This is a genomic window from Lysobacter sp. Root604 (genome assembly GCF_001427505.1).
Lineage (GTDB): Bacteria > Pseudomonadota > Gammaproteobacteria > Xanthomonadales > Xanthomonadaceae > Lysobacter.
This window is the reverse complement of record NZ_LMGS01000001.1, coordinates 1,175,787-1,195,767: the sequence shown is the minus strand read 5'-3', so window position 1 is coordinate 1,195,767 and position 19,981 is coordinate 1,175,787. Positions and strand designations below refer to the sequence as shown.

At 68.3% G+C, this 19,981-nt stretch carries 22 protein-coding genes; 17 read left to right on the top strand and 5 right to left on the bottom strand.

The window, feature by feature from the left end:
• The first annotated feature begins 49 nt into the window (after positions 1-49).
• The 3 genes from ASD69_RS05585 to lolA all read left to right on the top strand — a co-directional run bounded on the left by ASD69_RS05585 (position 50) and on the right by lolA (position 4,190).
• Positions 50-2,407: a DNA translocase FtsK gene (locus ASD69_RS05585; protein WP_200943943.1), complete on the top strand. Its 2,358-nt coding sequence runs from the start codon at positions 50-52 to the stop codon at positions 2,405-2,407.
• A 118-nt stretch (positions 2,408-2,525) separates the two neighbouring features.
• Positions 2,526-3,392: a hypothetical protein gene (locus ASD69_RS21720; RefSeq protein ID WP_157499024.1), complete on the top strand. Its 867-nt coding sequence runs from the start codon at positions 2,526-2,528 to the stop codon at positions 3,390-3,392.
• 150 nt (positions 3,393-3,542) lie between these two features.
• Positions 3,543-4,190, top strand: a complete 648-nt coding sequence (gene lolA / locus ASD69_RS05575) for an outer membrane lipoprotein chaperone LolA (protein ID WP_056174817.1) — start codon at positions 3,543-3,545, stop codon at positions 4,188-4,190.
• Positions 4,191-4,245: 55 nt separating this feature from the next.
• Here lolA and ASD69_RS05570 read toward each other — a convergent pair whose 3' ends face one another.
• On the bottom strand, positions 4,246-4,722 hold the full coding sequence (locus tag ASD69_RS05570) for a GNAT family N-acetyltransferase (protein ID WP_056176621.1): 477 nt from the start codon (positions 4,720-4,722) through the stop codon (positions 4,246-4,248).
• 106 nt (positions 4,723-4,828) lie between these two features.
• Positions 4,829-5,356 carry an N-acetylmuramidase gene (locus ASD69_RS05565; protein WP_056174815.1) on the bottom strand — a complete coding sequence of 176 codons (528 nt, stop codon included), beginning with the start codon at positions 5,354-5,356 and terminating at the stop codon, positions 4,829-4,831.
• A gap of 205 nt (positions 5,357-5,561) precedes the next feature.
• Here ASD69_RS05565 and ASD69_RS05560 point away from each other — a divergent pair, with 205 nt between their 5' ends.
• The 3 genes from ASD69_RS05560 (at position 5,562) to ASD69_RS05550 (ending at position 8,729) form a co-directional block, all read left to right on the top strand.
• Positions 5,562-6,920 carry a replication-associated recombination protein A gene (locus ASD69_RS05560; RefSeq protein WP_056174813.1) on the top strand — a complete coding sequence of 453 codons (1,359 nt, stop codon included), beginning with the start codon at positions 5,562-5,564 and terminating at the stop codon, positions 6,918-6,920.
• A gap of 26 nt (positions 6,921-6,946) precedes the next feature.
• The gene (crcB, locus tag ASD69_RS05555) at positions 6,947-7,333 is read left to right on the top strand and encodes a fluoride efflux transporter CrcB (RefSeq protein ID WP_056174812.1); all 387 of its coding nucleotides are present in this window, start codon (positions 6,947-6,949) and stop codon (positions 7,331-7,333) included.
• A gap of 820 nt (positions 7,334-8,153) precedes the next feature.
• On the top strand, positions 8,154-8,729 hold the full coding sequence (locus ASD69_RS05550) for a hypothetical protein (protein WP_056174810.1): 576 nt from the start codon (positions 8,154-8,156) through the stop codon (positions 8,727-8,729).
• Positions 8,730-8,809: 80 nt separating this feature from the next.
• On the opposite strand, the gene ASD69_RS05545 is transcribed toward ASD69_RS05550, so the two are convergent.
• Positions 8,810-9,055, bottom strand: coding sequence for a hypothetical protein (locus ASD69_RS05545; protein ID WP_057159364.1), 246 nt, complete (start codon positions 9,053-9,055; stop codon positions 8,810-8,812).
• 299 nt (positions 9,056-9,354) lie between these two features.
• Here ASD69_RS05545 and ASD69_RS05540 point away from each other — a divergent pair, with 299 nt between their 5' ends.
• From ASD69_RS05540 to ASD69_RS05530, 3 genes are all read left to right on the top strand, one after another.
• Positions 9,355-9,951: an NAD(P)H-dependent oxidoreductase gene (locus ASD69_RS05540; protein WP_056174805.1), complete on the top strand. Its 597-nt coding sequence runs from the start codon at positions 9,355-9,357 to the stop codon at positions 9,949-9,951.
• Positions 9,952-10,151: 200 nt separating this feature from the next.
• Positions 10,152-10,757, top strand: a complete 606-nt coding sequence (locus ASD69_RS05535; RefSeq protein WP_056174803.1) for a TetR/AcrR family transcriptional regulator — start codon at positions 10,152-10,154, stop codon at positions 10,755-10,757.
• 147 nt (positions 10,758-10,904) lie between these two features.
• Positions 10,905-11,939, top strand: a complete 1,035-nt coding sequence (locus ASD69_RS05530; protein WP_056174801.1) for an NADP-dependent oxidoreductase — start codon at positions 10,905-10,907, stop codon at positions 11,937-11,939.
• Between the two features lie 242 nt (positions 11,940-12,181).
• Here ASD69_RS05530 and ASD69_RS05525 read toward each other — a convergent pair whose 3' ends face one another.
• Entirely contained in the window at positions 12,182-13,597 is a 1,416-nt protein-coding gene (locus tag ASD69_RS05525; protein ID WP_056176620.1) for a PLP-dependent aminotransferase family protein, read from the bottom strand.
• Positions 13,598-13,726: 129 nt separating this feature from the next.
• Here ASD69_RS05525 and ASD69_RS05520 point away from each other — a divergent pair, with 129 nt between their 5' ends.
• The 7 genes from ASD69_RS05520 to ASD69_RS05490 all read left to right on the top strand — a co-directional run bounded on the left by ASD69_RS05520 (position 13,727) and on the right by ASD69_RS05490 (position 18,150).
• The gene (locus ASD69_RS05520) at positions 13,727-14,077 is read left to right on the top strand and encodes a hypothetical protein (RefSeq protein ID WP_235567145.1); all 351 of its coding nucleotides are present in this window, start codon (positions 13,727-13,729) and stop codon (positions 14,075-14,077) included.
• A gap of 66 nt (positions 14,078-14,143) precedes the next feature.
• Positions 14,144-14,350: a twin transmembrane helix small protein gene (locus tag ASD69_RS05515; RefSeq protein WP_056174799.1), complete on the top strand. Its 207-nt coding sequence runs from the start codon at positions 14,144-14,146 to the stop codon at positions 14,348-14,350.
• Between the two features lie 126 nt (positions 14,351-14,476).
• Positions 14,477-14,944 carry a nuclear transport factor 2 family protein gene (locus ASD69_RS05510; protein ID WP_056174797.1) on the top strand — a complete coding sequence of 156 codons (468 nt, stop codon included), beginning with the start codon at positions 14,477-14,479 and terminating at the stop codon, positions 14,942-14,944.
• 484 nt (positions 14,945-15,428) lie between these two features.
• Positions 15,429-15,842 carry a DUF4124 domain-containing protein gene (locus ASD69_RS05505; RefSeq protein ID WP_056174795.1) on the top strand — a complete coding sequence of 138 codons (414 nt, stop codon included), beginning with the start codon at positions 15,429-15,431 and terminating at the stop codon, positions 15,840-15,842.
• A gap of 478 nt (positions 15,843-16,320) precedes the next feature.
• Entirely contained in the window at positions 16,321-16,722 is a 402-nt protein-coding gene (locus ASD69_RS05500) for an EF-hand domain-containing protein (RefSeq protein ID WP_082576281.1), read from the top strand.
• 11 nt (positions 16,723-16,733) lie between these two features.
• Positions 16,734-17,333 (top strand): DUF3011 domain-containing protein, encoded by a 600-nt coding sequence (locus ASD69_RS05495; protein WP_056174791.1) that lies wholly within the window; start codon positions 16,734-16,736, stop codon positions 17,331-17,333.
• A 94-nt stretch (positions 17,334-17,427) separates the two neighbouring features.
• A complete protein-coding gene (locus ASD69_RS05490; protein ID WP_056176614.1) occupies positions 17,428-18,150 on the top strand; it encodes a M15 family metallopeptidase in 723 nt (240 codons plus the stop codon).
• Positions 18,151-18,163: 13 nt separating this feature from the next.
• Here the strand turns inward: ASD69_RS05490 and ASD69_RS05485 are convergent, their stop codons facing one another.
• Positions 18,164-19,180 (bottom strand): transporter, encoded by a 1,017-nt coding sequence (locus ASD69_RS05485; RefSeq protein ID WP_056174787.1) that lies wholly within the window; start codon positions 19,178-19,180, stop codon positions 18,164-18,166.
• A gap of 339 nt (positions 19,181-19,519) precedes the next feature.
• Here ASD69_RS05485 and ASD69_RS05480 point away from each other — a divergent pair, with 339 nt between their 5' ends.
• Positions 19,520-19,915: a type II toxin-antitoxin system PemK/MazF family toxin gene (locus ASD69_RS05480; RefSeq protein ID WP_056174781.1), complete on the top strand. Its 396-nt coding sequence runs from the start codon at positions 19,520-19,522 to the stop codon at positions 19,913-19,915.
• The last annotated feature ends 66 nt before the right edge of the window (positions 19,916-19,981 follow it).

Sequence of the window (19,981 nt, the reverse complement as noted above, 5' to 3'; positions counted from 1 at the left end):
CGCCGTATATTCAATAACTAACGGTATCTAGCTCAGGCAGAACATCACGGTGGCGCAAGCTCCCTCCGCAAGCCGCAAGAAGGCCGCTCCGGCCAAGGAAAAGGCGCCGCCTTCGCCGCGCCGGCAGCGGCTGGTGCGCGATATCGCGCTGATTCTGATCGCGCCGCTGTTGTTGTACCTGCTGGCCAGCCTGCTGTCGTTCTCGACCGAGGATCCGGGCTGGTCGCATTCGGGCTCGATCACCGCGCCGCTGCACAACCTGGGCGGCCGCGTCGGTGCCTGGACCGCCGACGTGCTGCTGTACCTGTGCGGCTACGTCGCCTTCCTGCTGCCGTTGATGCTGGGCGCGATCGCCTGGATCGCCCTGTTCGGCATGGACAGCGATGGCGATGGCGACGCCGACCTCGGTCCGGCGCTGCGCCTGGTCGGCATCGTCGGCTTCCTGGTCTCGGCCACCGGCCTGCTGCAGTTGCGCTTCGGCCCGGCCGCCGATTTCTCGGCCGGCAGTGGCGGCATCCTCGGCCAGTTGGTCGGGCGTTCGCTGTACTCAGGCTTCGGCCCGGTCGGCGGCAACCTGTTCCTACTCGCATTGCTGCTGGTCTCGCTGACCCTGGCCACCGGGATTTCCTGGCTGGCGGTGATGGACAGGATCGGAGGCTGGGCGATGGCGCTGGGGCCGGTCCTGAGCAAGCTGTTCCGGCGCGGCAGCCAGCAAGCCACCGAATGGCAGCAGACCCGCGCCTTCCGCGAAGAGCGCGAGGAAGCGCGCAAGGTCGACACCGAGCTGCGCGCCAAGCGCGAGAAGGTCCGCATCGAGCCGCCGCCGGCGCCGGTGGTGGAGAAGAGCGAGCGCGCCAAGCGCGAGCAGCAGATTCCGCTGTTCCACGTCGGCGACGGCACCGGCATTCCGCCGCTGGCCCTGCTCGACGACCCCAAGCCGCAGCCCAAGGGCTACAGCGAAGAGACCCTGGAAACGCTGTCGCGGCAGATCGAGTTCAAGCTCAAGGACTTCCGCATCGACGCCCAGGTGGTCGGCGCCTACCCGGGCCCGGTCATCACCCGTTTCGAAGTGCAGCCCGCGGCCGGCATCAAGGTCAGCCAGATCAGTTCGCTGGACAAGGACATCGCGCGCGGTCTGTCGGTGAAGTCGGTGCGCGTGGTCGACGTGATCCCGGGCAAGTCGGTGATCGGCCTGGAAACGCCGAACACCACCCGCGAGATGATCTTCCTGTCCGAGCTGCTGCGCTCCAAGGAATACGACAAGTCCGGTAGCCCGCTGACCCTGGCGCTGGGCAAGGACATCGCCGGCCGCCCGACCGTGGCCGACCTGGCGCGCATGCCGCATCTGCTGGTCGCCGGCACCACCGGCTCGGGCAAGTCGGTCGCGGTCAACGCGATGGTGCTGAGCCTGTTGTACAAGGCCTCCGCGAAGGAACTGCGGATGCTGATGATCGACCCCAAGATGCTGGAGCTGTCGGTCTACCAGGGCATCCCGCACCTGCTGGCGCCGGTGGTCACCGACATGAAGGAAGCCGCCAACGGCCTGCGCTGGTGCGTGGCCGAGATGGAGCGGCGCTACAAGCTGATGTCGATGGTCGGCGTGCGCAACCTGGCCGGCTTCAACAAGAAGGTCCGCGACGCCGAGGAAGCGGGCCAGCCGATGATGGACCCGCTGTTCAAACCCAATGCCGAGCTCGGCGAGGCGCCGCGTCCCTTGGAGACGCTGCCCTTCATCGTGATCTTCATCGACGAATTCGCCGACATGATGATGATCGTCGGCAAGAAGGTCGAAGAGCTGATCGCGCGCCTGGCGCAGAAGGCGCGCGCGGCCGGCATCCATTTGATCCTGGCCACCCAGCGTCCGTCGGTGGACGTGATCACCGGCCTGATCAAGGCCAATATTCCGACCCGCATCGCTTTCCAGGTCTCCAGCAAGATCGATTCGCGCACCATCCTGGACCAGTCCGGCGCCGAGACCCTGCTGGGCCACGGCGACATGCTCTATCTGCCGCCGGGCACGGCCATGCCCGAGCGCGTGCACGGCGCCTTCGTCTCCGACGAGGAAGTGCACCGCGTGGTCGAGCACCTCAAGCAGGTCGGCGGCGGGCCGGACTACATCGAAGGCGTGCTGGACGAGGTCCAGACCCTGGGCGACGGCATCGTGGTCGGCGCCACCGGGTTGCCCGAGAGCGGTGGCGGCGGCGACGAGTCCGATCCGCTCTACGACGAGGCCGTGCGCATCGTCACCGAGACCCGCCGCGCCTCGATCTCCGGCGTGCAGCGCCGGCTCAAGATCGGCTACAACCGCGCCGCGCGCCTGATCGAGGCGATGGAGGCGGCCGGCATCGTCACCGCCCCCGAGCACAACGGCGACCGCAGCGTGCTGGCGCCGCCGCCGCCGAAATAGGGCGGCGCCGCCGGAACCGGGCCGGGCGCCGACAGGCGGCGGGCGCCGGACTGGCGGCTGTCACAACGACGCCCTAAGCTGGACCGCAGGGGGGGATTACGCGGTTCGGACTCGGGGGATGGCCGCCATGGCCTGGAATTCGAGCAGGACGGGCGTCGCGATCGCGGCGTTCTGGATGATCGTCTGCGTTTCGCCGCCGGCGCCGGCCCAGGAATGGGTGCGCTGGCGCGGGACGCCTTCGTTGCTGGATCAGGATCCGGCCAAACGCCTGCCGCAGTCGCCGGCGCCGAAGGCGCGGACGCCGCAAGCACCCGGGGCCGCGCGAGAGGTGGTTCCCGTCCCCGAACCCCCCACGGTCGCCAGGCCTGCGCCGCGTGTCGAAGCGCAATGCATTGCGATTGCGCCGGCACCGCCGCCTGCCGTGGCAACGCTGGCTCCCGTGCCGCCCGTATCGCAAGCCGCGCCCGCCGATGCGGCGACCGCACCGGCTGCGCTTGCCGGCGTCGAGGTCGCGACGATCGCGCGGACACCGGTCGTTCCGGCCGCGGGGGCTGCCTTGCCCGCAGCCACGATGCCGACCGCCACAGCGCCGAAGCGCGGCGCGCCCGCGATCACCTTGGCGGCCCCCGTTGACGCCGCCGCGCTCGAGATCGCGCCCTTGAGTGCGGACGAGCCGTCCATCGCCGCCACCGCCGCCGACGCCGAGCCCGAGCGGGCTTCGGTTGCGACCGCGGCCGTAGCCCGCGCCGAGACCGAAGTGCGCGCGCCGCGCGCCGGCGGCGCCTACGTGACCGTCGGCAGCGACGGCGACGCCAGCGTGGTGGCGGCGGCGCCGCAGGTCTATTCCTGCGACGAGTCCGGGCGCTGCGAGCACCTGGAGAACGAACTCCCCAGCGTCGGCCTGCAGGCCGCGCCGGGCGTGGACAACTCGCCGCATCGCCAGATCGAATCGGAAATCAAGCGCAGCGCGCTGCGCGGCTTCTGAGCGGTCGCCGACGCGCGGCGGCGCTCACGCCGCCATCGCGCGACTGAACGTCGCCCGCGCTTTCGCGCGATACTGGCGCATTGCGCAGCACCTATTCAGTTTGCTCGCGGCAGACTCGCCGCAGCACGTCTTTCCGGAGCGATCGATCGCATGAATCTGTCCGTCCTTCCCACCGCCCGCCATGCCGCGCGCATCGTTCTGATCGCCGCGGCGCTGTTCGCCGGCAGCGCCGTCGCCGCCGCGCGCGACGATCTCAACAGCTTCACCCGCGGCCTCAAAGGCCTGGAAGGGCAGTTCACCCAGCAGGTGTTCGACGCCAACGGCAAGCGCAAGGAAGCCTCCAGCGGCAACCTCGCGCTGTCCGCGCCGCGCCTGTTCCGCTGGGAGTACGTGAAGCCGTACCCGCAGCTGATCGTGGCCGACGGCAAGAAGGTCTGGGTGCACGATCCGGATCTGCAACAGGTCACCGTGCGTCCGCAGGGCGCCGAGGAACAGAACAGCCCGCTGTCGGCGCTGATCGATCCGGCCAAGCTGGACGCGCAGTTCGTGGTCAAGGACGCCGGCAAGGCCGACGGCCTGAACTGGCTGTCGCTGGCGCCCAAGGGCAACGCCGAGGCCAACTTCCGCACTGCCAAGCTTGGCTTCGACGGCAACGGCCTGGCCCGCATGCAGGTGGTCGACAGCCTGGGCCAGCGCACCGAGGTCGTGTTCAGCGGCTGGAAGCGCAACCCTGGCTTCGCCGCCGGCAAGTTCAAGTTCGTGCCGCCCGCCGGCACCGATGTGATCGGCGAGCGCTGAGCCCGGCGAGATTCGTGGCAGCGTCCGCGCTGCCGCATGCGCGCTGGCCGCGTCGTTACGAGGGCTGCGTCAGCGCCTTCTCGTAGCGAATCGTGGTGAGCCCGCTGTTCCATTCCAGATCGGGATAGCGCGCGACCTCGCGGTAGCCCAGGGCCAGGTACAGCGCCTGGCTCTCGGCGTTGAAGGTGTCGGTCTCCAGGCTCGCCAGTGCGAGGCCTTGCGCGCGCATCTGTGCTTCGGCGGCGGCCATCAAGCGGCGCGCGATTCCGCGTCGGCGATAGCGTCGCGTCACGTGCAGGGCTTGCACGAATCCCGCCTCGTGATGCACGAAGCCGGCGATGCGGCCCTCGCATTCGGCGATCAGGAAATGCGCGCCTTGCGCATCGACGTAACGTTCGGCGACGCGGCGGTAGGCCTCGATCGCGGCCGCGCTGAGCTGCGGCTGCCAAGTGTGCTGGAAGGTTTCCTTCAGCAGGGCCAGCACGGCGTGGCGGTCGTCGGGCCGCCAGGTGCGCAGGGCAGGGGTGTTCATTCGCAGGTCCGTTCGCGGCTCAGCATCGTCGGCATTGTCGCGCGCGGCCGCCTCGGCCGCGCGGATGCGCGCGTACACGATGGCCCCGGACCGGCTCACGGATCGCTCATGGCGCGTTGACCGGGAACCATTGCGCGCGGCGCAGCCAGCCGGCGAGGAAGCGCGCCAGCACCGGATGCTGCGTCGCCAGCAGGCGGTAGTAGTCGATGCGGCCCTGGCGGTAGCGCGCGTACAGGGTGCGCTGATCCGCGGCTTCCAACGCCGCCAGGGTGTCGTGGCCGAACATGCCGTCCACCGCCACCGGTGCGCCGAGCAGGCGCTGGATCAGGAAGATCGCATGCACGCCGGCATTGACGTAGAAGTCGAACAGATCCTCGGCCAGGCACTGCAACTGGATCTGATCGCACTGCAACGCGTCCCAGTACAGGGCGCGGTAGAGCGCGGCGGCCTGCTGGTCGGTGAGCGCCTGCAAATTGGCCAGGGTGGGGGCGAGGCTCAACAGCCGCTCGGCGTGGCTCTGGAACGTACGCAGGGTGATGCCCTTGTTGGTCGCGCCGCCGGGGTCGTGGGGGTCGTCGACGTAGCCGCCTTCGAAGATCAGCAGTTGCGGCAAGTACAGATCGAAATTGGCCATTGAACGCAGTCCGGTCCGAGTGGGCGCGAGGACGCGCCGGGCGGCGCGGTTGCCGGCCCGGTAATGCCAACGCGCGAGGCCCGTGCTTGTGAGCGATGAGCTATCAAGGCCTTGCGTATCAAGGCCTTGGCGGTGGTCGCGACGCCGTGCGGGCGCGAACTTGCTATCGTGTCGGTCGACACCGCCGTAAGCGACCTACCCCCACGTGGCCCGCCGAACTTCCCGCCGTTCCGAGGACGAACCCGACCTGCTCAGCGTCGACCGCGAGGGCCTGCGCCCGCTGGCCGAACGCATGCGCCCGCGCAGCCTGGACGACATGGTCGGCCAGCGCCGCCTGGTCGCGCCCGGCACCGCGCTGCGGCGCGCGGTCGAATCCGGGCACGTGCATTCGATGATCCTGTGGGGGCCGCCGGGCTGCGGCAAGACCACCCTGGCGCTGTTGCTGGCGCGTTATTCCGACGCCGAGTTCCGCGCGATCTCGGCGGTGCTGTCCGGCCTGCCCGAGGTCCGCCAAGTGCTGGCCGAAGCCGCGCACCGTTTCGCCGAGGGCCGGCGCACGGTGTTGTTCGTCGACGAGGTCCATCGTTTCAACAAGGCCCAGCAGGATGCGTTCCTGCCGCACATCGAGCGCGGCACCATCCTGTTCGTCGGCGCGACCACCGAGAATCCCTCGTTCGAACTCAACTCGGCGCTGCTCTCGCGCTGCCGCGTGCATGTGATGGAGGCGGTGTCGGCCGACGACATCGCGCTGGCGCTGCGGCATGCGCTCAGCGACGAGGAACGCGGCCTGGGCGCGCAGGGCATCGCGGTGGACGACGACTTGCTGCTGCAGATCGCCGGCGCCGCCGACGGCGACGTGCGTCGTGGCCTGACCCTGCTGGAGATCGCCGCCGAACTGGCGGCCGACGAGGGCGGCCGCATCACCGAGGCCAGCCTGGCCCAAGTGCTGGCCGATCGCACCCGCCGCTTCGACAAGGGCGGCGAGCAGTTCTACGACCAGATCTCGGCGCTGCATAAATCCGTGCGCAGCTCCAATCCCGACGCCGCGCTGTACTGGCTGGCGCGCATGCTCGACGGCGGCTGCGATCCGGCCTACCTGGCGCGCCGGCTGACCCGGATGGCCGTCGAGGACGTCGGTCTGGCCGATCCGCGCGCCTTGCAGATGGCGCTGGAAGCCTGGGACACCTACGACCGCCTCGGCAGCCCCGAGGGCGAACTGGCGTTCGCGCAGCTGGCGATCTATCTGGCCAGCACCGCCAAATCCAATGCGGCCTATGCGGCCTACAACGCGGCCCGCAGCGACGTCGCCCAATACGGCACCCAGGCCGTGCCTCTGCATCTGCGCAACGCGCCGACCAAGCTGATGAAGCAGCTCGGCTACGCCCAGGGCTATCAGTACGATCACGACGCCGAAGGCGGGATCGCGCTGGATCAAACCGGATTTCCCGACGAGATGGGCGAGCGCGTCTATTACCAGCCGGTCGAACGCGGGCTGGAGATCAAGCTCAAGGACAAACTCGACCGCCTGCGCTCGGCGCGCGCCAAGGCGCGCGGCGACGACTGAGCCCGCGCCGCACGGAGAACCACGCGATGCCTTATGCCTTCCTCGCCATCGGTGTGGGCGCCGCGCTCGGCGCCTGGGCACGCTGGGGCCTGTCGCTGTGGCTCAACCCGCTGGCCGCGAGTCTGCCGCTGGGTACGCTCGCGGCCAATCTGATCGGCGGCTACGGCGTGGGCCTGGCGGTGGCCTGGTTCGATGCGCATGCCTCGATCGCGCCGGAGTGGCGTTTGTTCGCGATCACCGGATTGCTGGGCGGCTTGACCACGTTCTCGACCTTCTCGGCTGAGGTCGTCCAGCAGCTGCTGCGCCAGCAGTACGGCTGGGCGCTGGCGACTGCGGCACTGCACTTATTCGGTTCGCTGGCGATGACGGCCTTGGGGATCGCCAGCGTGCGCGGCTGGAGTGGGGCGGGCTAGGTAGTGGAGTATCGCAAGCACAACTGCGGAATCACTTAAATTATCTTATATAAATATCTGAAAATAATAACAAATAAAGCCATTCTACCGGCCGGGAATTAGGCACTGTTTCGCTACTGAAACGTCTGGTCGAATCATTGGGCCTGGGTGGCCTATCCCTTGACGATCAAGCATCTGGCGCGGCTCGGCGCCCACGAGTTGGCTTCGGACGGCTCAGGCGATGTTGCAGCGATGCAACCTTTTCGCAACTCTCTAGCTTCGATAAGGGACTGCGCAATTTTTGTGTATGCAGTGCGCCTTTAAGAGAGCGATATCTGCCAAGGCAGATCGGCTTGGCTAAGTCGATCAGGAGACCGCGATTGCCCGTAGCGGCGCATCGCGTCCGCCCCCTGGCATCCGCTGGTGCCGAAGGAGACAAGCATGCGCGCCTGTTGGCCATAGCGATGATTCTCCATCTCGTTTTCGCGGCCAGGCGTCACGCCGCCACGGAAACGACGACCACAGCGCGAGCGCGATCGACAGTTCCTGCAACGGCACCGTCGACTGGCGCGGCCGCGCAAGCGCCAGCGACGACAACACAGCGGCGGATTTCTTGTGCCTGGCCCTGGCTATCGGAGTGAGCCGCGATACTCCCGATGCAATTCTGACCGCAGGTGCCACGCTCGTTCTGAGCGCATGCGCGGGTTGCGACGCGGCCGCTATGCGCACCGTTCGACGTTGCGGCGCAACACCCGCGTGGGAGTTGTCGGCCATCGCGACTGAGCGCAAGCTCGCTATCGCGGGTTCGGGGGAACCCACCTACGTTGCGGGGAGAACGACTATGCGGATAGCGATTACGGGCCTGATCGGCGCGATCGTGATGTTCATCTGGGGCGCGGTCGCGCACATGGCGCTGCCGATCGGCGAAGCCGGCATGAAGCTGCCGGCTCAGCAGGATGCGGTGCTGAGCGCGCTTAGCCAGTCGGCGGCGGGCGAGGGCGTGTATACGTATCCGAGCATGGCGCCGGAGAAGTGGAGCGACGAAGCGGCGAGGCAGAGCTTCATCGCCGAGAACCAGGGCAAAGCCTATGCCTTCGTGATCTATCAGCCCGCTGGCAATCCGGCGATTTCCAGCATGGGCCCGAATCTGGGCAAACAGTTCGTAAGCTGCCTGCTGGGTGCGATGCTGGCGGCCTGGGTGATGGCGCTGGCCGCGCGCAGCTTCGGCCGACGCGTGTTGATCGCCGGCGCGATGGCGCTGTTCGCCTGGTTCGCGCTTAGCGTGCCGTACTGGAACTGGTACCTGTTCCCGATCGACTTCACGCTCGCCGCTTTGGCCGAACAGTTGATCGGCTGGTTGCTGGCCGGTGCGGCGATGGCCTGGTGGCTGGGTCGTAAGGATCGCGCCACGGCATGATCGACGATGCGCCGGCGGCCTGCGGCCGTCGGCGCGCTCGCGCTTCGCCGCGGGGTTGGCGACCCGCGGATCCCGACCGCTCAGTCCGGCGCCAGCACTCGCGGCTGGCCCTGCGCCACGGTCGCACTGCGATTGGCCAGCACTTGCTGCAGGGCTTCGACCTCGGCCCAGAGCATGTGCTGCAAGCCCTGCAGCAGGGTGCTGCCGGCATCGGACAGGCACAGACGGCCCTCGCGATTCAGGGCCAGGCCTTCTTCGACCAGGCAATGTTTCAGATGACTGGTTTCCGGCTGCACGCCGCGCTGCAGCCCCACCAGCACGCTCATCAATGCGTGCTCCCTCAACGACACTTTGAACACCCGCAATCCCCCCTTCTTGTGCCGGGCGAATCTAGGATCGGGTGTGTTAACCGTGCGCAACGTCGCGTTAGTCGTGTGAAGGGTTTTGACAAAGCGTTCAGCTTCTCGACGCACTTTTCACATCTGCGCCGGCAGCGATAGCACTTAAAACACATACGATATGCACAACAATGGCGTCGCATCTACGACCATGGGCGGATCGGAATATCGCTCAGGCTTGGTTAGTCTGGACACCATACGAATCGCGCAAGGCAAGGAACGCAGTCGTGAAATGTCTGGTCGTAGTCGCGCACCCGCTGCACGACAGTTTGTGCGTCTCGTTGTCGCGTTTGGTGATCGACGCCTTGACCGCCGATGGTCATGAGGTCGAAACCGAGTCCTTATACGCGGAAGGTTTTCAGCCGGCGCTGAGCGCGCGCGAACGCGGTTCCTACTACGAGGCCGGCGCTTACGACGACACCGCGGTGCGCGCGCAGTTGGCGCGATTGAGCGCGGCGGAGGCCTTGGTACTGGTGTTTCCGACTTGGTGGTTCGGTTTTCCGGCCATGCTCAAGGGCTGGTTCGATCGGGTCTGGGCGCCGGGCCACGCGTATCACCACGCATCCGATCTGAGCGCGATCAAGCCCGCCTTGCACGGCTTGCGGCGCACGATCGCGATCACCACGCTGGGCTCGCCCTGGTGGGTCGACTGGCTGTGGCTGCGTCGGCCGGTTAGACGCGTGCTCGCGCACGCCTTGCTCGGCACCTGCGCGCCGCGTTGCCGGCTGGAGCTGCTGTCGCTGTATCGCGCCGAGCGGGTCGAGCGCGGTCGCCTGGAGCGTTTCGAGCGCCGCATCCTGGCGCGGCTCCGCGGCTTGCGTTGAGCGCCGCACGGCCGGGCGCAGAGTTCGATGTTTCGGTCGGCGCGCGGAGGATGAATTTGCGGGCTTGCGCGGACGCGGGGCGAGCGGCGCGGGTCAGGGCGGGCGGGGCAGGGATCTGCATGACGCACCGCCATACGGCGTCTAGCCCCGCGATTTCAGGCGCTAGACGACCGGTCTAATTGAGTTTAAAGTCCCGGCCTATGAATCCCGCCGCCGCCGTCGCCGACGTCCGCCAGCACATCCTCGACGTCGCCCATCCCTTGCTGCTCAGCAAGGGCTTCACCGCGGTGGGGCTGGCCGAAGTGCTGGCCGCTGCTCGCGTGCCGAAGGGCTCGTTCTATCACTACTTCGGTTCCAAGGAAGCCTTCGGCGAAGCTCTGCTTGAGAACTACTTCAACGAGTACCTGGCGCGTACCGACGCCCTGCTGAGCGCCCCGGGCCCGGCCGCGCAACGCTTGCTGGCCTACTTCCACGATTGGTTGGACTCGCAGACCGGCGAGCAGGCGCAAAGCCGCTGTCTGGTGGTCAAGCTCGGCGCCGAGGTCTGCGACCTGTCCGAGAGCATGCGCACCGCGCTCGCGCAGGGTACCCGCCGGATCATCGCGCGGCTGGCCGCGTGCATCGAAGCGGGCAGGTTGGACGGGTCGTTGGCGTCGGCGCCAGCGGATCCGCAGGCCGCCGCGGCCGCGCTCTATCAGAACTGGTTGGGCGCCAGCCTGCTGGCGAAGATCACCCGCGACCGCGCGCCCTTGGACACGGCCCTGATCGGCACCCGCCAACTGCTCGGCCTTAACCTGTACGTCTGAGGCGGGAGTTGCGCATGCATTCCCGCCCTTTTTGTATCCGCGTTCTAGACGACCGGTCTAGTTGCGCCCGCTGCCGGCCCTGCGCCGTTGCCAGCCCGATCGCAGGCCCACTCGCGCCCCACTCACCCCACACCACGGAGTAAACCCATGTCGTCCAGCGCCACCGTCAACCGCCGCATCGTCCTGGCCGCGCGTCCGCGCGGCGTGCCGACCCCGCAGGACTTCCGCCTGGACCAGACCGAGGTGCCGACGCCGGAGGAGGGGCAACTGCTGCTGCGTACCCTCTACCTCTCGCTGGATCCCTACATGCGCCAGCTCATGAACGAAATCGGGCCGACCTATGCACCGTCGGTGGCGCTGGGCCAGCCTATGGTCGGCGGCACCGTCAATCGCGTGGTCGCATCGCGACACCCGCAGTTCCGCGCCGGCGACCTGGTCCTGGGCAACGCCGGTTGGCAGGACTACGCCCTGTCGGACGGCAGCGATCTGGTCGCGCTGGGCGACATGCATCAGCCGTCCTTGGCGCTGGGCGGCTTGGGCATGCCGGCCTTTACCGCCTACGTCGGCCTGCTCGATATCGGTCAGCCCAAGCCCGGCGAGACCGTGGTCGTGGCCGCCGCGACCGGCGCGGTCGGCGCCATGGTCGGCCAGATCGCCAAGCTCAAAGGCGCGCGCGTGGTCGGCATCGCCGGCGGCGCCGACAAGTGCCGCTACGCAGTGGAGGAACTGGGTTTCGATGTCTGCCTGGACCGCCGCGAGTCGGACCTGGCTCAGCGCCTGGCCGCGGCGTGCCCGGACGGCATCGACGTCTACTTCGAAAACGTCGGCGGCGAAGTGTTCGATGCGGTGCTGCCGCTGCTCAATATCGGCGCGCGCGTACCGGTGTGCGGCGTGATCGCGCACTACAACGAGGAGTCCCCGCCGCCGGGCCCGAACCGTCTGCCCCAGCTGACCACGATGCTGGTGCAAAAGCGCATCCGCATGCAGGGCTTCGTGATCCTCGACCACTACGCCGACCGCTACCAGGCCTTCCGTCGCGACATGGACCAATGGTTCGCCGACGGACTGGTCAAACTGCGCGAGGATCGGGTCGATGGACTGGAGCGGGCACCGGCGGCGTTCGCGGGCCTGCTCGAGGGGCGCAACTTCGGCAAGCTGGTGGTGCAGGTCGCCGACGCCTGATCCTTACGGCCTGAGCAAGACGCCAGCTAACAACGAGGCGGAACCGCGAAGGCGACTTCCGTCCGCGTATCGCCGCTCTCGCGAAGGAGCGGCGATACGCGTCGGCCGGCGATCGGATGCGCGACCGACCCCGCTCGGCGCCAAGGCAGCGATCCAGCGCGTGACGGACCGTCGACCGCGCGCGCCTCGCCGGCGCCGCCTCGATGCAAGATCCGCTCGGATACGCGCAGTGTTGGATGCTCCTATCCGCCGCCGCCCGCCAACCGACCCAAGGTCGCCAGCGCCGCATCCACGCGCGCATCCAGCGGGTGCCCGCAGTTGAGGCGCAGGCAGTGGCCGAAGCCGCGCCGCACCGAGAACATCGGCCCCGGCGCGATGCTGATGTCCAGGGCCGAGGCGCGTTGATAGACGCGCAGCGCGTCGCCGCCCTCCGGCAGTTCGATCCAGAGGAAGTAGCCGCCGGCCGGACGGGTCACGCGCGTGCCTGGCGGAAAATGCCGCGCCACCGCCGCCAGATACTGCGCCTGCTGCGCCGACAGCGTCGCGCGCAGCCGCCGCAGGTGACGGTCGTAGCCGCCTTTCTCCAGATAGTGCGCGATCGCAAGCTGCGCCGGCACGCAGGTGCTCAAGGTCGCGGTGAGCTTGCGCCGCGCGACCTCGCGCGCATAACGCCCGGGCGCGACCCAGCCGATCCGATAGCCCGGCGCCAGGCTCTTGGAAAAAGAACCGCAATGCATCACCAGCCCCTCGCGATCGTAGGCCTTGGCCGGCGTCGGTCGGCGCTCGCCGAAGTAGAGCTCGCCATAGACGTCGTCCTCGATCAGCGGCACGCCATGGTGGGTCAGCAGTTCGACCAGGGCGCGCTTCTTCTCATCGGGCATGGCGCTGCCCAAGGGGTTTTGGAAGTTGGTCATCAGCCAGCACGCACGCGGGCGATGGCGTTCGATGGCCGCGGCCAGCGCCTCCAGGTCGATGCCGTCGCGCGGATGCGTGGGTACCTCGATCGCGTGCAGACCGTGGCGCTCCAGCGATTGCAGCGCGGCGTAGAAGCAGGGCGACTCCACCAGTACGGCATCGCCCGGGCGGGTCACCGCGGCCACGCAAAGATTCAAGGCTTCCAGCGCGCCGTTGGTGACCACGATCTCGTCGGCGCCGATCTGCAGGCCGTCGATCCGGTAGCGCAGCGCGATCTGGCGCCGCAGCGCCGCATTGCCCGGGGTCAGATCGTCGACCGTGCTCCAAGGGTCCAGATGCACCGCCGCCGAAGCCATCGCCCGACCCAACTTCTGCAGCGGGTACAGCAAGGGGCTGGGGAACGCCGACCCCAGCGGCACCACCGTGTGCGCCATCGCCGATCCCAGCACCTCGAACACCAGTTCGGACACATCGACCGCGCGCGACTCGCCGTCCGGCTGCGAGGCCGCGTCCGGCTCCGGCGGCAGCAGCGCGGACGGGCGGGTCACGTAGTAACCCGAGCGTGCGCGCGATCTCACCAGGCCGCGCGCCTCCAGCAGGTAATAGGCCTGGAACACCGTCGCCGGACTGATCCCGCGCGCCGCGCTGGCCTGACGCACCGAGGGCAGCCGTTGGCCCGGACGCAGCAGGCCGTCGCGGATCGAGGCCGCGATGTCGTCGGCTAGGGCTTCGTAACGCTTCAAGGCGCGGCTCCAGAGCGCGGCGGGACGGCCGCTCAGGCTCAACTGATACGGTTTTTTATCTCATTTCTGATTCTGGCGAAACTGATATGGTCGGCGCAGTATGGCCTCAACCCCACAGAGTCGCCGTCGATGCTCGCCGCCGCCATGAATCCGCAGGTCGAACTCAACCTCGCGCTGATCCTGTTCGTGCCCTGGTTCTCGATCCTGGCCTGGCTGTACTGGGCCTACCCGAAGCAGCCGCGCCTGGCCGCGCGCACCGTCTTCGACAGCGGCGCCTTGCTGCTGGCCACGCTGCTGGCCGGGTGGGGCATGCATTGGTCGATGCACAACGCCGACCCCAACGCCGGCGCGATCTGGAAACAGGTGCTCGCAACCTCCGTCGCCTACGGCCTGTTCCTGCTGATCATGACCGCCGCCGTGTTCCTACGCCTGCGCATATTGCCGCGCTGGCGCAAGGCCGTCGCTTCCGCGGACGCCTGAACCCGCCGCCGCCCGCGGCGTCACGCGGGCCCGCTACGTCGCCGGCCGCGCCGGCATGGAACCCGTATGAAAACGCTGTTCATCGTCGCCTTCCTGAGCCTGATCGTGTGGAACCTGGGCGCCGGCCTCTACTACATGCTCGTCGATCACGGACAGAGCCGGCGCACCGTCAACGCGCTCACCCGTCGCATCGTCTTGTCGGTGGCATTGATCGCGCTGGTCGCGGCCGGCATCGCCACGGGCGTCATCGAGCCGCACGGCATCGGCCGCTGAGCGCGCAGCGCTTCGCGCAACCACGCGAATCCGCAAGATCCGCGCAGCCTGCGCGAGCGCACGCGGGCATGCTGCGCGACGGGCGCTGCTCGCGTCCCTCGCCATCGATCCCGCAAGGAACCCGCAATGCGCCTGTACTCGCTGCTGCCCCTGTCCATCGCCCTGGCGCTGTGCGCGCCCGCCGCCATCGCCGCCGATCGCAGCGCCGACGAACGCGCCATCCTGCAGTTGGAGCGCGACATCTGCGCGGCCTATGAAGCCGAGGACGCCGCCTGGATCGGCAAGCACCTGGCCCCGGACTTCACCCTGACCGCGTCCAACGGCAAGATCACCACGCGCGACGATGAGGTCGCCGAACTAGCCAAAGGCGTGACCACCTACGAGGTGTTCCGCAACCACGGCACCCGCCTGCGTTACTACGGCAACGACACCGCGATCGCGCTGGGCATCACCAGCGTCAAGGGCGTCTCCGAAGGCAAAGCCTTCGCCGCCGATTTCCAGTTCACCGACACCTACGTGCGCGGGCCGCAGGGCTGGGTGATGGTGGCCAGCCACGCCTCGCGCCTGCCAGCGGCGCCCGCGACCAAGCCCTGACCCAGGCTAGGGCGCCCGCGCCATTGCGGGACCTCGCTCATCGAGGCCCGCCGCTCGAGCTCTTCGTTGCTCCTGCGCCTCGCGCGCTAGCCGCCCATCGCTGCACAGGCTCGCCAGAACGTACTTAATCAGCACGCCCCGGCTCTGGTGCGATCGCCGACCTCCAGCCGGGGGCCGCTCGACCTGGTCCTTTGCTAAAGGGGGCAGGGGGATCGGGTACTGCGTGCGCATGCCTAGCGCTGATGACCCGACCAGCGCGCCACGAACTCCCACAGGCCTCGAAGCGCTACGCGGTACCGGTGCCTTGAGAACGCGCGGCTGCAATGCCGGCCTCCGCAAATCCGGATAAGGGCTTTCCTACGTCCCGATCCTCCTTTATCCGACCCCGATCCGCGCGCTCCACCGCTGGCGACGATCTCCCGCCACGATCAATCTGACCGCACCCCACAACGCGGCCCCGCCGCATCGGTCAAGGACGATCGCCATGCCCCTCCATCCCATCTGCACGCTGCTGTTGCTGCTGCCTACCGTCGCCGACGCCGCCAGCCTCTACAAATGCGTCGCGCGCTCCGGTGCGGTTAGTTATCAGTCCGAACCCTGCGCCGCCGCCACCGCCCGGGTCTGGGAGGCCACACCGCAGCCGCCGCCCGACACGGCCGAATTGGCCCGCCGTCAGCAGGCCGAGCAGCGCGGCCAAGCCGATTCGCGCTATCTCTCGCGCCTGGCCGGCACCGACCGCCCCGGCGGCGCGCGCGCCTATGCGATCCGGCTCGGCGATGGCCGCGACTGCGATGTCGCGCGCGAACGCCGCGAACGAAAGCTCGCCGCCGTCGGCATGGAACGCGACTACGCGCTGGTCAGCGCGCTCAACGACGCGGTTTTCGAAGCCTGCAAATAGCCGGAGTGGCACGACGGCCGGTCGTGACGTGACCGTGCGCACACCTCAGACGGAGTGCCCGGCGGCCGCTCGTCGGCGCCGGCCGCGAATACATGTTTTGCTAACGATTGATGCACTATTAGTGCGGGGTCGCAGCGGCATGGGGTGAGCCATGTTCCGTACGCCAGTATCGCCGGACCGTCGCGCCGGGCTAGCCACGGCTGGGGGCTCCGTCGGTGCGCCGTATGGCCTGAATCTGGAGCCGCGCGCGTTCTTGATGAGCGCAGGTGCACCTGGGGCCGACCCGCCAGTGCGCTGCGGATGCCCGCCCGACCCATCGATGTCCCGCAAGCGCTGAACCCATCGCCACCGAACCGCCAGGACGCCGTTCGTTCACGAGGAGAAGGAAAGCCGCCCACACATCGTCGTTCCGTCGTCCACCGTTCGGCCCCTCCCGGCCGACGGCGCTTCGTCCGCTTCCCATCCTCAGGAGAACCGCATGAAACGATGCATATCGTTGGTGGCCGTCGTGCTGCTGTGCCTTAGTCCATTGGCGCTGGCGAAGACCAAGAACGAACCTGTGGCCGTCACCCCGGAGGGCCTGCTCAAGCGCATGGACCGCGACGGCGACGGCAAGCTCTCGTTCGAGGAATACCGCAATGCCATGATCCGCCGATTCGCCCAAGCCGACGCGGACCGCGACGGCGTGCTGCGCGGCGCCGAGATCCCAGCGCACCTGGTGCCTACCGCACGCGCGGAAAACCCGCAGCACGAGATCACCATGGACGCCTACGGCGACGCGCTGCGGCCGGTCTTCGACAGCTTCGATACCGATCGCGACGGCTACCTCGCCGGCGCCGAACTCGAAGCCCTGGCCCAGGCCCGCCGGGCCGCGAAGTGAAGGAGACGACCATGAAACGAATCGTCAGCAGCATCCTCGTCCTCGCCCTGGTCGTGCCCTCGTTGGGCCAGAGCGCCTACGCGGGCCAAACCGTGCGTTGCGAATCCGGCAACGGCCAGTACAAGAGTTGCCCGGTCGATACCCGCGGCGGCGTCACCCTGTCGCGCCAGCTCAGCTCTTCGGGCTGCTGGCAGAACGATACCTGGGGCTACGACCGCAACCGGGTATGGGTGACCAACGGTTGCCGCGCCGAGTTCAACGTCGGCGACTATCAGTCCTCCGGTCACGACAATTCCAACGCCGTCGCCGGCGCGGTGGTGGTGGGCCTGATCGGCGCCGCGATCCTGGCCAACAAGAACAAGAAGGACCGCGATCGCGACCGCTACGACGACGATCGCTACAACGGCGGCAACTACTACCAGCCCAGCAACACCGTGCGTTGCGAGTCCAACGACAACAACTACGTGCGCTGCCCGTTCTACGGCCGCGGCCACGTCGAGGTGCAGCGCCAGCTCAGCAAGACCTATTGCCAGTACGGCCAGAACTGGGGCGTCGAGCGCAACACGATCTGGGTCGACAACGGCTGCCGCGCAGATTTCGCGGTGTATTGAGTCCGCTCCGACCCGCGCCCACGACCGCCCGCCGCGGTCGCGGGCCGGGTCCTGTATGTTGGCGCCCATGCGCATCGCCATCTTCCTGCCGTTGATGCTGCTCCTGTCCGGCTGCGTCTCGACCTCGCCACCAGCATCGCCACCAGCGCCGAGCGCCGCGGTCGCGCCGCGCCTGTCGCCCGCTACCGACGCCGATGCGGCCGGCATGGTCGACGTGCGCGCATCGGTGCCGGATCTGGCCCTGGAAATCCGCTACGCCTCCGCCGACAACTTCGTCGGCCGTCCGGTCGAAGGCTACGTTGCGGCGCGCTGCTACCTGCTACGCCCGGTCGCGCAGGCCCTGCAACGGGTCGAGCGCAGGCTGCGCACCGAAGGCCTGCGTCTGAAGCTCTTCGATTGCTATCGCCCGGCCCGCGCGGTCGGCGACTTCGTGGCCTGGGCGGGCGACCTGCACGACCAATCCACCAAGGCCGCCTATTACCCCAGACTGGACAAGAGCGCCTTGCTCGGCGACTACATCTCGCCGACCTCCGGCCACAGCCGCGGCGCCACCTTGGACCTCACCCTGATGCGTTGCGGGTCGGCGAGCGATCCGGCCACCTGCACGCCCTTGGACATGGGCACGCCCTTCGATTACTTCGACGTCTCAGCGCATACCGATTGGCCCGGTGCCAGCCCCGCCCAGCGCGAACACCGCCAGCGCCTGCTGGCCGCGATGGCGCGCGAAGGCTTCGTCAACTATCCGCTGGAGTGGTGGCACTACACCTACAAGCCCGAGCCTACGCCCGATACCGCCTACGACTTTCCGATCCGCTGAGCGCGGGCTGCGCTCAATCCCGCTTGCGGCCGAACGCCAGGTAGGCCAGCACCGCGGTCAGCACCACCAGGGCGGTGACCACGATGGCGAAGCCGTGACCGTGCTCCGACAGCGGCACGCCGCCCACGTTCATGCCGAACAGGCCCGCGATCAGGTTGACCGGCAGCGCCAGCACCGTCACCACGGTCAGCACGAACAGACTGCGACCGGTCTGCTCGTTGACCAGCGCCGCCAGTTCTTCCTGGATCAGCTTGACGCGCTCGACCAGCGCGGCCGAGTCACCGATCGCGGTGGCGAACTCTTCGGCCGCCTGCTGCAGGTCCTGCACGTCGTCGCGATCGACCCAGGCCGGCGGGCGGTTCAACAGCCGGAACAGCGCGGTCGGCTCCGGCGCCATCAGCCGCTGCAGGCGCACCAACGAGCGCCGCAAGCTGCCCAGCTCGGTGCGGTCGCTGGCGATGCGATTGGCCAGCAGGCGGTCTTCGATGCCGTCCACGCGCACGGTCGACTTGCGCAGGATATCGCTGAGCACGTTGGCTTGGTCGCGCAACAGATGCGCGAGCAGCTCCACCGGCGAACGGAACGGCTGCCCCGCACGTACCGCCGCGCGCAGCCGGTCGACCGACCGCAAGGGGCGCAGGCGCGCGCTGACGATCAGGCGCGGATTGATGCACAGGCTGGTGGTGCCAACCTCGGAGGCGTCGAAGCTGGATTCGAACAGCACGTCGTGGATCACCGCGATCAGGGTATCGTCGTCCTGCTCCAAGCGGGTCGAACCGACCTGGCTGCCCAGCGACTCGAAGAAGGCCTCGGGCAGGTCCAGCACGCGCCGCAGATAGCGCTCGGCGCCCTGATTGGAGAGCGAGAAATGCAGCCACAGGAACTCGCCGGTGGGGGCCATGCTTTGCGCGGCCAGGAACGCCGCGACCGCCTCGGTGCCGATGGCCTGCGCGGCCTGGCCGGGTGCGAACCGATAGCCCCAGATCAGTCCATCCTCGTTGGAGCCGTAAGTAGCGTCGATCGCGCGCATCGTGCGTATTCCGGGATTTGCCGAAAGCCTAGCGGAAGTTGGTGGCGGGCGATGCCTTTGGGCTTGCGGGCGGGCCCGCCGGGTCGCGGCCTCGGAACGGCGGCCGGGTAGGGCGCGATGAGTACCTAGCTTGCAGGGGCGAAGCCGAGTCCCGGTTCGCCCCCCAGTCGGACGGCGCGATCCGATCCGGGAGTGCGGTCGGGCGGACCCGCGACCGCGGCAGTCGCCGGATCCGCGTCAGCCGCGCTTCGGCGGCAGGCCTAGTATTCTCTTCCGCGCGCTCCCGCATCGGCAGCGCCAGCACGCCCTCACCGCACCTCAGCACCGGTATCGCAAGCCATGGATCGAGAGCCAGAAGCCCAAGGTGGGGGGCATGCCCGCGTCGTCAATCAAGGCGAAGTGTTCTGGCTGCCACCCGATCCCACGAAAGGCTCGATCCCGGGCGCGCCGCATCCGCACGTGATCGTGCAGGACGATGTATTCAATCATTCGCGCATCGGCACGGTGGTGGTGTGCGCGCTGAGTTCCAACTTGAACCGTGCCAGCGAGCCCGGCAACCTGCTGCTGGACCCGGACGAGGGCGGGTTGAGCAAGCGCAGCGTGGTGGTGGTCTCGCAGGTATCGACGGTCTACAAGACGCGACTGGGCGAACGCATCGGCAGCCTGTCGGGCGAACGCGTCGCCCAGATCCTGGCCGGGATGCGCTTCCTGCAGGCCTCGTTCTTCCGTCGCTGAGCGGCCGGTCCGCGCCGTCGGTCGCGCCCGGCCGGCATTCATCCAGTCCTTGTCGTCGCCTGTCGT